This window comes from Celeribacter baekdonensis (genome assembly GCF_003047105.1).
Classification (GTDB): domain Bacteria; phylum Pseudomonadota; class Alphaproteobacteria; order Rhodobacterales; family Rhodobacteraceae; genus Celeribacter; species Celeribacter baekdonensis_B.
The window spans coordinates 1-13937 of record NZ_CP028476.1 but is presented as its reverse complement, the minus strand read 5'-3'; the positions used below and the strand labels follow the sequence as shown (position 1 = coordinate 13937).

Genomic DNA, 13937 nt, shown 5'->3' with positions numbered 1-13937 from the left:
GCTTCGATATATGGCACCGTCTTTTGGCACCAGTGGTCTGCGCGGCCTTGTGACCGATCTCACCGATACGCTTGTGGCGGATTACGTTCATGCCTTTCTGACGACAGTGCCGGGATGTGACAGGCTCTATGTGGGGCAAGATCTGCGTCCGTCCTCGCCAGAGATTTCCGCAACGATTTGTCGTGTGGCACAGGAGGCGGGTGTCGCGGTTGTGGATTGTGGTGCTCTTGGAACGCCTGCGTTGTCTCTGTCGTCGATGGGGGCGGGGGCTGCGGCGATCATGGTCACGGGTAGCCATATTCCGGCGGATCGCAACGGGCTTAAATTCTACCTGCCCGATGGAGAAATTTCCAAGGCGGATGAGGCCAAGATCGGTGCGGCCTATGCCGCGCGGGCCCGCCACGCGAGCGGAAAGACCGGCAGCTATACGCAAAACACCCAAGCGGAACCGCTCTATGTGAAGCGCTATGTCGAGGCCTTCGGCGCGGGCGCTTTGTCGGGCCTGCGGATTGGGGTCTATCGGCACTCGTCCGTGGCGCGGGACACGATGGAAGCGATCTTTACCGAGCTTGGGGCCCAGATTGTGCCGCTGGCTCATTCTGACACGTTCATTCCCGTCGACACCGAAGCCGTTGATCCGCAGACACGTGCCGATTTGGCCGAATGGTGCCAGGCGCATGGTCTGGATGCGATCGCATCGACCGATGGGGATGCGGACCGTCCAATGTTGACCGACGCGACGGGCGCTGTGATCCCGGGGGATGTGCTTGGGGTGTTAACAGCGCGCGTGTTGGGGGCAAAAGCTGTGGTCACGCCGGTGTCGTCAAATGACATGGTGCGGCGCCTGCCAGAGTTCACAGAGGTGCATTTGACCCGTATTGGCTCGCCTTTTGTCATTGCGGGCATGGAAAAGGCCCAGGCCACAGAACCCAAGGTCGTGGGATTTGAGGCCAATGGCGGGTTTCTTCTGGGCTTTGAGGCCCATTTGAACGGGGTACTTTCTCCCTTGCCGACACGCGATTGCATGTTGCCCATCATCGCGCCGCTCTTTGCCGCAAAACAGGCTGGAAAGCCACTCAGTGCGTTGTGCGCCGATTTGCCGGCCTGCTTTACCGCAGCGGATCGCCTTCAGGAGATTGACCGGGACAAGGCAGGCCGTTTTTTGACTTGGTTGATTGAAGAGTCTGCGGCGCGTGCGGCCTTTTTCGCGCCTTTTGGGGCGATTTCTGGCGTAGATTTGACGGATGGTCTGCGGGTGGATTTCGAAAGCGGTGATGTTGTGCATCTGCGCCCGTCCGGGAACGCACCGGAGTTTCGGATTTATGCCCAATCCGGGTTACAAGCGCAGGCGCAAAAGGTCATGGCCCAAGCTAAAGAGGCCGTCGCGGCGCAACTGGCGCGGTAGGTTATATTCCGATATTTGGTTTTTGTCGGTCTGCCGGAATTTTTGAGACTGGCAGGATAACGTGTCGAGGTTCATGAGACCGAATCGCAGCCGTACAGATTGCCATATTTCGAGCGTTTAGGCTTCATCCGCGATGTGCTGATCATGGGCGCACCCTTATTTTGTTGACGCATGACCGCGCCAGTCTCATGAATTCCGGCAATCCGACAGTGTTGTTTGGGCTTTGCGGCATGTCGTTCTTGTTCCATGAGTGGACACTAACGTATTGATCCCGTTGTGTTCTTGTTTCAATGCTGGATTATGGGTTCATCGTTGGACTGTGGTCGAAGTGCTGACCGAGTGGATGTCTTGGAACAGGCGGCTGCTCGCTTATGAAGATCGTTGATCTTGTTGAACATTTGGTCTCCTTCGCGGTGAGTCCACCGATTGGCCAAAAGGCCCGTCCACCGGTTAAATGAAAATTTCGAGGGCGAGAGGGGCGATTTCGGGCGAATCCACCCATGATGTCGGTCTGCCGGAATTCTTGAGACTGCGTTCCATGTGTTTTCAATAGCTTGCCTGTGTCGCATTTCTGAAACCGATTCAAGGTATGTGAGACTGGACGCCGATTTGAATCACCATTGGTGAGACTATCCGGCATCCATGCACTGAGTAAGTTATGTCCGATAATTTTCCAGCTGACAAGGATTGGGAAGAGGCGGAGTTTCGCGCCCGGGTGCTCGCGGAGCTGCCGGCCCAGCTGACTCAGGGCAATGTCGACTGGGCCATACGTCAGCTAAATGTCAGCCGATCCACGCTTTTTCGTCTGGTGAAGCAGTTCCGCGAGGACGGGCGGACCAGTGCACTTCTGCCGGACACCCGGGGCCCCAAACCTGGCATGCAGCCGCTGGACCCGGCGGTGGAAGAAATCGTGTCCCGCCACTTCAAGGGGCTTTATGCCACCCGCCGCAAACCTACCAGAACGCGGTTCTGGCGGGAGGTCGCCGCCGATTGTCGGGCTCAAGGGCTGGCACCGCCCTCGATCCGTCGTCTGGGGCGCTGGCTGGAGCAACATGACCAGGCTAAGCTGATGGCCCGGCGAGAGGGCAAGGACAAGGCCGACCGGCGCTATCTGGCCACGCCTGGGGGGCTGGTCGCCAACGATCCGCTGGATATCGTCCAGATCGACCACACCAAGGCTGACGTGACAGTGGTAGATCCGGTGACACGACGCCCGCTCGGTCGGCCAACGCTGACGGTCGCGATCGACGTGAATACCCGCATGGTTCTGGGCTTCCACTTGTCCCTGGAACCGCCCTCGCTGCTCTCCGTCGCCCTCTGCCTGACCCATGCGGTGATGGAGAAAATGCACTGGCTGACGGCGTGCGGGATCAGCACGGAGTGGCTGGCGCGGGGCATCCCGACCGCGATTTATGTGGACAATGGCGCGGAGTTCCATGCCCGGGCTTTTCAGCTTGCCTGTTCCGAATACCAGATCGACCTGCAGTACCGTCCGCCCGGCACGCCGCGCTATGGCGGGCATATCGAGCGGCTGATCGGCACGATGATGGGCGCGATTCACCTGCTGCCGGGCTCGCATTTCTCGAACATCTTCGAGCGCGGCGATCTCGATGCCGAAGCCGAGGCGGTGATGACCTTGCGCGAGCTGGAAACCTGGCTGGCGCTGGAAATCACCGGCTCCTACCACGCGCGGGTGCATAGCGCGTTGGAAATCACGCCCTCGGCGGCCTGGGCAACACGGGTGGACGAAGTCAGACTCCGTATACCCGCCGATCTGCGCCAGTTCTTGGTCGATTTTCTGCCGTCTGAGCAGCGGGTTTTGCAGCGCGACGGCCTGCATCTCTTCCACATCCGCTACTGGGCGGACGAGTTGCGTTGGCTGATGGGCCGGGAAAGCCGCAAGTTCACGCTCAAATACGATCCGCGCGATCTCTCGCGCATCTTCGTGCTGACAGAGAGTGGGATCATCGAAGCCCGACCTGCTGATCTGACACGGCCTGCGATCACGCTCTGGGAGCACCGCGCGGCGCGGCGGGCCCTGCGCGAGGCTGGACGTCATTCTGTGGACGAGGAGTTGATTTTCAGGACGATCGAGGCGCAGCGCGACCTCGTCGACACCGCGGTACGGCAGACCAAGGCCACGCGGCGTCATCAGGCGCGGCGGGCGCATCTGGCACCCCGGCGCATGATCGACGTGACACCGGATGACGCCGCGCGAGATGCCTTGCCCGCGCTGGAAGGGGAGGGGAGCCCGTTCCTCAGCCATCCCGGCTTCAAGGTCGAGGAATGGTACGACGATGACTGAGTTCCCGCATCTCTACCCGGGAGCCGGCAAGATCGCCGCGCTCAGCGCCGACGAGCGCATTCACCGGATTCGCGCCGACCGCTGGGTCTCCTATCCCAGGGCCGAGGCGGCCTTGGAGAAGCTGGAAACGCTGATGTCGTTTCCCGAGCGCGCCCGCATGCCGAACCTGCTCATTGTCGGTGACAGCGGCATGGGCAAGACGATGATCATCGAGAAGTTCACCCGCGATCACGCGTCGAGCTTCGACGAAGCCAGTGGACGGCTGCATATGCCGGTCGTTGCGGTGCAGATGGTCTCGGGGCCCGACGAGTCGCGCTTCTACCGCCGGATCCTGGCGGCGATTGGAGCCCCCGAGCCGCCGCGGGCGACACTATCTGTACTTGAGAGTCTGGCCTTGCGACTGCTCGCCGAATTGCGCCCGGGGATGCTGGTGATTGACGAGATCCACAGCCTGCAGGCGGGCACGATCCGCGAACAGGCGCGATTCCTGAACATGCTGCGCTTTCTGGGCAACGAGCTGCGCATCCCGCTGGTTTGCGTCGGCACCGCACAGGCCCGCAACGCGCTGCGCACCGATGATCAGCTGGTGCGTCGCTTCGAGGCCTTCGCATTGCCGCCCTGGCGGGAGGGCGAGGATCTGAACGGGCTGATGAGCACGCTCACGCGCACGCTGCCGCTTCGGCGCCAAAGCCAGATCGACGGACACGCGCTCGCGCGGATCATCAAGGTGACTGGCGGCATCACCTCGGGCATCTTTTCGATCCTGTCGCAGCTGGCGATCGCCGCCATCGAAAGCGGCGAGGAACGCATCCTCTCGCGCGATATTCTGGGTGGCGACCGGTTGCAGGCGGTCCTGGGAGAGCCGGTGTGACGGGGTGCGGGCGCCTGCCGGTTGTTTACGCCCCCGAGGTCGACGAACGACTGTCTTCCTGGGCCGCGCGCATGGCCCCGTTCTACGCCATGACGGTTTCGGAATTCGTTGCAGCGCTTGGCCTGAAGGGGCACGACGTGTTCGACCTGGAATGGCGTCTTTCGGAAGGGCAGGGGGCTCTGATCGCGGCTTGGACCGGCCTTTCGCCTGAGACCGTGCAGGCCATGACCTTCCGGGAGTTGGGGTCTGCGGCGCGCATGATGATCGCGCGGAAGAACCGGCATACGTGTCCGCTCTGTCCCGAAGAGCTGCATCGCAAATCCGCCGCGCTGCCGTGGCGATTCAGTTGCCCGGTGCATGCTGTGGAGTTTCGGGACGCGACCGGCGAGACCCTGTCCGACCGGTTCGGTGCGGATTGCTTTAAGAAACTTGAAGGGCATGCCGAGGCCGGTGCCGCGTATCTGGATGCCTGGGCGCGCAGCGCGGGGCAGGGAGACCTGGAAGCGCCCGAAGTGCTTCAGGTTCTGACGGCGCGGCATCGCCGGGCCTCGCCGCCGAATGTCGACGAGCAACCGCGGATGTCGCTCCAGACCCGGCGGGACTACCATGATTTCCTCACCACGCCGATCCTCCGGCAGGCGCTGACGGTCGTCGTTCCCGAATACGATCAGGTGGCGCCAGTCCTTACCAAGCCGGTGCGCCCCGGTCTCCACGCCCTGGCGCAGGGCTCGCTGTTACAGGCCTTCGCGCTGACGGTTGGCATCGACCGGATCATCGAGGATCCGGTCAAATGGGCGATCTCAATCAAGCTCATGAGCGACGCGGAAGGGCAGGGACGGGTCCGGGAAGCGCTCCGATCATGGCCACTCTCGTTGAGGCGACGCATCTCGGCCCGGTTCTGGCGCGCTGAGCGCGACGAGAGCGCACGCCAGTCTGCCGAAAAAGCCGCGAGACAGCGCCAGTCTCACAAATACCGCACCATCCAGTCTCATAAATACCGGTACAGAATCTCATGAACCCCGACTCGCTTTTCAGGGAAGTGCTTGAATCTCATGAATTCCGGCCATCCGACACATGAAACTAAAACGACACGACAGCGTTTCCGGCCATTTCCATCTATGTCTGATAATGCAAACTTATTGGACATATATAGATCGCGCAAGCTGCGGCGGTTTGGAGTGAAATTTCTGGATAAAAGCGCCGCGTTGATATAGGCTCAAAGCATGACATTTGCCCGGCATGATCCTATCGACGATCTGGACACTCTACCCCTGATGCCCGCCTGGGTCACCTCGGCGCGTCCTGAAACCTTTGAAGATGTTGCGTTTTTGTCGGGTGCGGCGCTGAACCACCTGCATGTGGTATTGGGACACAAGGAAGTGCCCCAAGCCTTGTTGCGGGATCGTCTCGCGCTGCGCGCGGCCGAAGCCTGTATGGGCTTCGCAGGGCGGCCCGAACGGGCCGGGGCGTTGCGAGATGCACTCCATTTCCTGCGCCCGGGCGACCTGCCGGGACCGGCGGGAGAGACCTATCACCGCTGGCGCTGCGCGGTCGAACGGCCCGCCACACTCAAGTCGCTCCACCGCGCCTTGCCAGAGTTTGACCCTGACACAATCGCGATCTGGCTCGATGGGCACGGCGCGGGGCAGGGCGGCCCGGTTGCGCGCGCCGCCGCCGTTTTGGAAACCATCATGACGGATGTCCCGAGGGCAGAGGGGGCGGCGCTGATCCTGGCCGATGCGGCTTTGGCGCAGGCGCTCGGTTGGGAGCATCTGGTGCCGCTGCTGGCTTTGGGTCTGAAACGCGCCGATCTGCGCAAGCAGGGCGAGGCGTTGCGGCTGGCGTGTCATTGTGCCGTGACCGCATCGGCCTCTGAGACGGTGCGGCTGTCCTTAGAGCTGACCCGGACGGCCGCGCGCCTCAAAGCCGTTGCGCCAAAATTGCGCGCCAAAGGGGCAGACGATGCGGTCGAAATATTCCTGAACCGCGATGCGGTCGCGGCCTCGGCCTTGCCTTTGCCGGGCCGGTCCGCGCGCAGGCTGTGCGACCGGCTGGTCGACCTCGGTGCCGTGCGCGAACTGACCGGCCGCGACACCTTCCGGCTTTACGGGGTGTAAGATGGCAGAAGAGTTTGATCGTGACCTGTCCGACCTGCCGCCAGAATTGCGCTGGCGCGAATGGATGCGCCGGATCGAGGCGGTGCTGTTTGCCTCCGCCACGCCGGTCGCCCGCGAGGACCTGACCCGCGTGGTGGGGCAGGGGGTCTCAGTGGATCTTTTGATCGCGGACGTGTCGGCCGATCTGGACGGGCGGGCGTTCGAGGTTGCCAAAGTGGCGGAAGGCTGGATGTTCCGGACGCGGACCGCCTACGCGCCCGCGATCCGCGCCGCAGCGGACGTTGGCGATCAACTGATGGATCTCAACCGGTTCGACGTCGCGGTTCTGGCGGCGATCGCCTATCATCAACCGATTGCGCGCGACGGGCTCAAGGAGATCTTCGGCAAGGAGATCAGCCGCGACCTGATCGGGCGCCTGCACGCGCGCGGGCTGATCGGGACAGGGCCACGATCCCCGAGACGGGGCGCGCCCTACACCTTTGTCACCACCGAACAGTTCCTCGTTGCCTTCGGATTGGAGAGCCTACACGACCTGCCCGATCGGGAGCAGATGGAGGATGCGGGCGTGAAGCAAGAATGAGGGGAGCGAAGGATGTTCGAGGGCCAATGGGCGCAGTTCGGTCCACCCGTTTGCGCACGCGAGCGCGGGCGTCATGACCAGCAGGATCGCGGTCGCATTTTTACAAATCCGAGCACGCGATTCCCAGCGATGGAAGCCGGGAAAAGGGAAGCTAACGCTTACGTCTTCGAGCGGGAGGGCACTTCGTTTCACCCTCCTGAGACCATCCGTGCCGGATGGAAGTCTACACACCTGACGCAGCAAGCGGCCCGTTAGCCTCAAGCCTTTATAAATAAAGGCTTTTTGGGTTGTTGTTGCGGCTTCCGTGCACCCGTCTTTGTTTTTCTTTATTTTCAGAGGGTTAGTTTTCTCGTGCCATGTTATGCCACGCCCGTGCCATGCCGTGCCATCGCAGAAACGCATGAGTTTGCGGCCTAAAGGCAGGTGGGGTATGCGCCAGCAGGTCGGGAGAGCAATCCATTCCATTCCGGCGGCGGCCATCGACAGCGTGACTGAGATGTTTGGTGTTCCAGTAAATGATGATGGCGGCGAGGAGATTCAGCCCGGCCATTCGGAAGTGCTGGCCTTGAGCTGTTCGATCACGGATTTCACCTTGGCGCCCAATGCGCAGGGCGTTTTTCAGCGCATGATGCGCTTCGCCCTTATTCAGGCCGATTTGGGCACGGCGTTGCATATCGGCATCCAGCAGCCAATCGATGATAAAGAGCGTCCGTTCGATCCGGCCGATTTCGCGCAATGCGACCGCTAGTTCATGCTGTCGGGGATACGGGAAACGGGTTCTCAGCGCTTAGAGTAGGATTCTGCACTCTCCGGCATCAGACCCCACATGCCAGAACTGGCAACCTGACAATGCCCTTAGATCCCACCTAGCCAAGAGAAATCAACATGATAGTTTCACCCGACCACACCCAAGGATTGATCGGCAGATGAAGCCCTATAGCGTTCTGATTATCGAAGACAGGCCAGACATCGCGACACGGTTGAAGACCGCAGTGGCGGCGCATGCCAGTTTGGTCGTCGGCGATGTGTGTTGGACCTTGGATCACGGGTTACAGCGGCTCTTTGATCTCAAACCGCGGGTTGTTCTCGTGGATCTTGGTCTGCCGGACGGGTCGGGGATTGAAGCGATCAAAGCGGTTGCCGCCGCTGAGTGGGAGGTCGATGCGCTGGTCATTTCGGTCTTTGGCGATGAGGCCCGTGTGGTGGAGGCCATTCAAGCCGGGGCGCGGGGCTATATCTTGAAGGGCGGCGATCTTGGGCAAGTGGGTGATGATATCCAAACCTTGATTGATGGCGGCAGTCCGATCAGCCCGGCGATTGCGCGCCATGTGTTGAACCTTTTGAGTGATCATGCTGGCCTGACATCGGGCCTGACATCTGGCATGGCGACGGGGAGGGTGGAGACGCTGACGCCGCGGGAAACGGAAATTCTCCGCGCCATCGCCCGTGGCTACAAACGCCGCGAAATCGGTGATCAACTTGGCATTTCCGGCGGCACGGTCGGCAATCACATCACGCAGATTTACCGCAAGCTCAAGGTCAGTTCCAACACTGAGGCCGTTGTGCAAGCGGCCAAGAACGGCATGATTTGATGGGAGCGGGCGCGCGGGTTTATGGCGGTGTCGTGGCATGGATCCTTGCCATGCTGACCCTGCTCTCTGTCGTGGATATTGGGGATATTCGCCCGATAGACCACACGATGTTCTTTGATCGTGTCGCCTCTTGCGCGCCGCCTGACTGTGACGCCCCTGTGCCATTGGATTTGCCATTTTCCACGCCGGCGCGCTACACGCCGGGGGTCGAGCATCAGGTTTTGCAGTTCACGGTCTCCTTGCAGGACGTGCCGACACAGATGCAGGCGTTTTTCATTCCCAAATATAACCATCACCTTCAGATCACGGTGAACGGGGCCTTGGTCCACGCGCTGCCGCATCAAAGACATCCTTGGATGGCGCCTTTGTTGGTCGAGGTGTCGCCAAGCCTTTTGAAGCTGGGCGAAAATACCGTGATGTTCGATCTGTCAGGCCCTGTGCCGGGACAACTTGATTTACAGCCCTTTCATTTCGGCGACCGAGAGGTGCTGAGCGCGCCTTATGACAACCGCTTCATGCTCACGCAGGGGCTGACGCAGTTGGCCTTGGGGCTGATGATCCTGCTCACCTTGGGGTATTTTGTCGTCTGGCTTGCGCAGACCAAGGAGCGGATGTTTCTTTGGATTGCTCTGTCGTGTTTATCGGCCTGTGTGTTTTTGGCCTTGCTTGCCACCCATGCCACCGTGGGGACCTATAGGATCTCTGAAAGCCTGCATTCCCTCTCTGTCGCGAGCTATGTTTTGTTCATGCTCAAATTTGTGCGCAGCTTCCTTGGCATCGCGCCTTTGCGCAGCGAGCGGGTGCTGCCGTGGGTGATCTGTGGCGGTGTTCTGATCGCTGTTCTCTTGCCCCTGCGCTACGTCGATGCCGCGTGTTCTGCGGTCAATTTATGCGCCGCTGTGGCGGGGATCATCACCGTCGCGGTCATGTGGCAGCACCGCCATTCCGTGCCAAAGATCGACTTTTTGATCTTTTTTCCGGCGCTGTCTCTGGCCCTCGCACTTGCCTTTGACGGGCTGTTTTTGGTGCTGACCCATTCGCAGGCCCGTAGCATGAATTTGCTGCATCTGATGCCGCTTTTGACCGCGCTGGTCTGTCTTTGGCTCATCCTGTCGCAATTGATCCGCAGCCTGTCGGCACATGCCCAACTGACCGCGACATTGCACAGCACGATTGCCGAAAAATCGGCGCAGCTTGAAACCAGTTTCAATGAGCTGGCAATGGTGAGAAAGAAGCAAGCGATCAGCCAGGAGCGCAGCCGCATTTTGTTGGAATTGCATGATGGGGTCGGGGGCCAATTGGTCAACACGCTGGCCTATATGGAAAGCCAATCCATCGAGGACCCGACCCTGCGCACCGCCTTGGAGGATGCGCTGCGCGATCTGGCCTTGATGATGGACAGCATCGAAAGCCAAGACAGTCTGGCCACGCTGTTGGGGATGATGCGCACCCGGCTTGAGGGGCTTTTGGCCAAACACGGTGTCAGCTTTGAGTGGCAAATCCAAGACGAGCCGCTGTGGTCCTCTGGAACCCCGTCCGACAATTTGCATATCGCACGGATCGTGCAAGAGGCGATCACCAACGTGATCAAACACGCGCAAGCCAGCAAGATTAGGGTCTATGCCGACCACCGCCGGGTTACGGTTGCCGATGATGGTCTTGGGTTTGACGTCGATGCCGCTCAACGTGCCGACAGACCCCATTATGGCCTGACGGGGATGCGGCGGCGGGCGTCAAAAATAGGGGCGCATCTGTCCATTCAAACGGGACAAACGGGCACGTCTGTTTCCATTGAGCACATTGCAACATAACGGTTGGGCCCCTTGAGAGGCGGAGCATTCCCCCTGTGGGGGTACGCCGCGATCACCTAACGCATGCGGCATGTGGACTTCGTGCCGAACCCCGCCGGAGAACAGATCCAGCTGCCAGACCCAGGGGCACGGGAGCCGGATGCGAGGACGACGCGGGTGTCCGTCGCGGTCTTCGGGCTTTTCAGCCAATCAAACTGTGTCGCACCTTTGCCAGCGTAGGTTTTCGCGGGCGATGTGAACGGACGCAGCGGCTCCGTTTGATTTTCGGCGCTCGCAGGGAGGGCCGCGGCGACAAGCGCACAAGAGATCAGTGCCGCAGACGCGGCGCGTTTTAGATGTACAGTCGCAGACATTTGCTCAGCCTCTTTTTATGCCTCGGACCACTCGCGAAAGCCGTCGTCAGACCTTATTGGCCACCACAAGTGTTAAAGATTGGCATACAGGTCAATGAAAACCTGTGCGTGGCAAGAACAGGGCAAAGCTGTGTCAACGCGTAAAAAACAACGCGCAGGATATTTCCTGCGCGTTTTCATAGTTTTGAAATGGATCAACCGGGGTGGCGAATTTTCGCCGCTGCGGGGACAGGGCCGGGACGATCCCGCCCTATTTCAGGATCTGGTTCTTAACCCGCCAATCCGGGGCGCCGAATCCTTCTGGCCAAGGATAGACCTCGGGTTGGTTGAAATAGAGAATGCCGACAAGGCTCGGATAGTCGGTTTTTTCCTGACGCACCGCGTTTTCCCAGGTGCTGACATAGTCCGCTTTGCCGACATATCCGAGCTCCGCGACCACCACGGGTTTGCCAAAGGCGGCGGCACGTTCGTAGCGGGGCATGAAGACATCATCAAAGCTGCGATCCCGGCCATATTTGGCCTGATCCCAGGCTTGAAGTCCAAAAACCGTCAACCCGATCAGGTCGGCGTAGTCGTCACCGGGGTAGTATTTTGCCATGTCTTCATCACCCAAGGGTGACCACATGACGGTGATCGCGGGGGCACTTTTGCGACACAGGTCAATCATGTGCCGATAGGCGGCGATATAGGTGTCCGGGTTCCACCCGGCCCAAATGAATTGCCCCGAGCTGTCATCCATCTCATGGGCAAAGCGTAGGGTCACCGGGCTTTTGAGCGTGCCCAGCACGTCACAGACCGCTTTCATATTCGCATCATACCGCCCGTCTTCGATGCCACGGCGCAGATATTGCGCGGTGTTGCGTTCGCTGCGGGACCATGTCCAGGGCTCCAGCGTGACCAAAAGCGCCCGGCCCCGTTTTAACGCATAGGCATCCGCATCGTTGAGCGAGGGCAGATAAACGTCTTCCCATGGCAAAAAGAGATGTTCGATCACGACCTGCCCGTCGGCGCTAAAATCCCCGTCCGGGTCATAGACGCCAAAGGGCAACTCTCCGGGTGGCGCGGCGCGGGCCTCGGGCCCGGCGATCACGAGAGCGACCGACAGCGCGGCAAAAAATCCTTTCCCGATCTGTTTCATGTTTTGTCCTCCCTTTAAAATGCGGCACTCAGTTGCGCCCAATAATCCCGAAATGCACCCGGATGTCGCCGGGCCGCCCCATGCCGGCGCCGGACACAACGTATTCAACTTTCGTGAGGCCCGCGGGTTCAAAGCCGACAGCGAGCGCCTGAAAACTTTCCACCCCGCGCAAAGACACGCCCCAGACGGTCAGCGCGACCATACAGGTCATCGCCGAGACATAGCCCGGCAGGCGGAGCCCCAATTCACGGATCAAACCCGGACGGCGGTTTTCCAACAGATGACGGATGAAAATGGTGGCCAAAAGCGCGAGATAGAGCACCACGTTCACGATCGACAAAAGGTAAAACCCACGGGCTTCCCTGAGCTCGGACACCAGCAAGACCGGCACCAAAGCCCGAGCGCGAGGGCGGCGTAAACGGCCATGATCCGCACCGGCAGGGTGGCGCTTGCGGCCTCGCCTTTCGGGGTGATGCGGAAATCAACGAATTTCCACTGAGCCGGTCATAGACCGACATCGCACAGCCCCAGAGCACCCATGGCCATTGCAACAGAACGAAAAAAGCCTTTTCCCAGGACAGGACTTTGGCATTCAATGGCCGGAAGAACCGGTCGCGTTTCATCATATAGGCAAAGAGCACCATGACCGCGACGGAGGGCAGGAAATGCCCAGAAATCCGGCATAAGTGACATCGGCAAAGCGGATGTCAAAGCTCACGCGAGAATGGGCAAGACATACATCATCGCCATGGAGAGGTGAAAAACGCGTACCAGCTTTGGCACAGCAGAAAGAGAAATTTGAGACGCAGCGGCAGTTGCCGCAGATGCGACGGCGTATGGCGCAGCAAAAGCGTCATCAGCGAGCGCGACCATTGGAATTCCTGTGTCACCAGATCGGGCAGGGTCGCCGGACCGTCGCCAATGCAATCGCGTCCATGGCATGCACCCCGCGCCATCCCGCCACAGCCATCAACATGGTGGTGGAATGATCCTCGGCCAGTTCCGGGCCAAGCCCGCCCGCCTCCATCAGGGCGATGGTGCGCACGGCATAATGCGAGCCGATGCACATCGGGGTAAACACCGCCGTGTAACCGGCTTGGAACACGCCGTGAAACGCGGCCTCGGAATAAAGCCGCGTGCGGGCCGCCCAACTTTCCTTTGCATTGGCGGAACAGATCGACGGGGCGGGACATAGCCGACCTCTGGATCGGCAAAGGGTCGCAACATTTCCCGCAAATACCCCGGTTGCGGCACATGATCTGAGTCCAGCTGACAAACGATATCGTAGGTGTCATAGCCCCATGTGTCGTAGAAAAAGGCCAGATTTCCCTCTTTGCACCGCGTCCGGCGTGGCCATTCGGCCCGATGATAGTCCGCAATGCCCTGACGGGTCGAAATCCTCACGCCATGGGCGTCGCACCAGGCGCGGGTCTGCGCATCGGGGGCTTCATCGGCCAGCCATGTGTCATGCGGATACTCTTGCGCGAGCATCGCTTCGAGTGTTTTGCGCACAACAGAAAAGGGTTCCGAGGGGGTTTTTGTCGTGACCATCGCCACGTCCACTGTCCCGGCACGGGATCGGGGGCATCAGAGCGGCGGGATTTCAGGAAGACGACAACAAAGTACAGCTGCATCCCCCAAATCCAGAGCATGGCTCCGGTCACGATCCAATATCGCCCCAGACCGAGGACATGGGACGGCGTGAGCCACCATATCCAAAACCATCCCGCCGCAACCATCCAAAGCCCCGCCACCGCATAATACG

At 60.3% G+C, this 13937-nt stretch carries 11 protein-coding genes and 1 pseudogene; 8 read left to right on the top strand and 4 right to left on the bottom strand.

Annotated elements, in window-relative coordinates:
* The first annotated feature begins 10 nt into the window (after nucleotides 1-10).
* The 6 genes from DA792_RS21320 to scpB all read left to right on the top strand — a co-directional run bounded on the left by DA792_RS21320 (nucleotide 11) and on the right by scpB (nucleotide 7278).
* Complete coding sequence (locus DA792_RS21320; RefSeq protein ID WP_107722821.1) at nucleotides 11-1405, top strand: phosphomannomutase; 1395 nt, start codon at nucleotides 11-13, stop codon at nucleotides 1403-1405.
* Nucleotides 1406-2063: 658 nt separating this feature from the next.
* Nucleotides 2064-3710: a Mu transposase C-terminal domain-containing protein gene (locus DA792_RS21315; protein ID WP_074646626.1), complete on the top strand. Its 1647-nt coding sequence runs from the start codon at nucleotides 2064-2066 to the stop codon at nucleotides 3708-3710.
* On the top strand, nucleotides 3703-4581 hold the full coding sequence (locus DA792_RS21310; protein ID WP_074646627.1) for a TniB family NTP-binding protein: 879 nt from the start codon (nucleotides 3703-3705) through the stop codon (nucleotides 4579-4581). The genes DA792_RS21315 and DA792_RS21310 overlap by 8 nt, the downstream gene beginning before the upstream one ends.
* Before the next feature lie 71 nt (nucleotides 4582-4652).
* Nucleotides 4653-5597, top strand: a complete 945-nt coding sequence (locus DA792_RS21305) for a TniQ family protein (RefSeq protein WP_245708054.1) — start codon at nucleotides 4653-4655, stop codon at nucleotides 5595-5597.
* Between the two features lie 207 nt (nucleotides 5598-5804).
* The gene (locus tag DA792_RS21300) at nucleotides 5805-6698 is read left to right on the top strand and encodes a DUF1403 family protein (RefSeq protein WP_107717393.1); all 894 of its coding nucleotides are present in this window, start codon (nucleotides 5805-5807) and stop codon (nucleotides 6696-6698) included.
* 1 nt (nucleotide 6699) lies between these two features.
* Nucleotides 6700-7278, top strand: coding sequence for an SMC-Scp complex subunit ScpB (gene scpB, locus DA792_RS21295; protein WP_107717395.1), 579 nt, complete (start codon nucleotides 6700-6702; stop codon nucleotides 7276-7278).
* Nucleotides 7279-7618: 340 nt separating this feature from the next.
* On the opposite strand, the pseudogene DA792_RS21285 reads toward scpB, so the two are convergent.
* Nucleotides 7619-8062, bottom strand: a pseudogene (locus DA792_RS21285) (Tn3 family transposase); the annotation flags it as partial.
* Nucleotides 8063-8204: 142 nt separating this feature from the next.
* On the opposite strand from DA792_RS21285, the gene DA792_RS21280 reads away from it, so the two are divergent.
* Nucleotides 8205-8870, top strand: coding sequence for a LuxR C-terminal-related transcriptional regulator (locus DA792_RS21280; RefSeq protein ID WP_107722820.1), 666 nt, complete (start codon nucleotides 8205-8207; stop codon nucleotides 8868-8870).
* Nucleotides 8871-8920: 50 nt separating this feature from the next.
* Entirely contained in the window at nucleotides 8921-10681 is a 1761-nt protein-coding gene (locus DA792_RS21275; RefSeq protein ID WP_217621096.1) for a sensor histidine kinase, read from the top strand.
* 603 nt (nucleotides 10682-11284) lie between these two features.
* On the opposite strand, the gene DA792_RS21265 is transcribed toward DA792_RS21275, so the two are convergent.
* The 3 genes from DA792_RS21265 to DA792_RS23360 all read right to left on the bottom strand — a co-directional run bounded on the left by DA792_RS21265 (nucleotide 11285) and on the right by DA792_RS23360 (nucleotide 13448).
* Complete coding sequence (locus DA792_RS21265; protein WP_107722817.1) at nucleotides 11285-12172, bottom strand: glycoside hydrolase family 26 protein; 888 nt, start codon at nucleotides 12170-12172, stop codon at nucleotides 11285-11287.
* A gap of 28 nt (nucleotides 12173-12200) precedes the next feature.
* The gene (locus DA792_RS22955) at nucleotides 12201-12548 is read right to left on the bottom strand and encodes a hypothetical protein (protein ID WP_254679754.1); all 348 of its coding nucleotides are present in this window, start codon (nucleotides 12546-12548) and stop codon (nucleotides 12201-12203) included.
* 510 nt (nucleotides 12549-13058) lie between these two features.
* Nucleotides 13059-13448 carry a glycosyltransferase gene (locus DA792_RS23360; RefSeq protein WP_368074517.1) on the bottom strand — a complete coding sequence of 130 codons (390 nt, stop codon included), beginning with the start codon at nucleotides 13446-13448 and terminating at the stop codon, nucleotides 13059-13061.
* Nucleotides 13449-13937 lie beyond the last annotated feature (489 nt).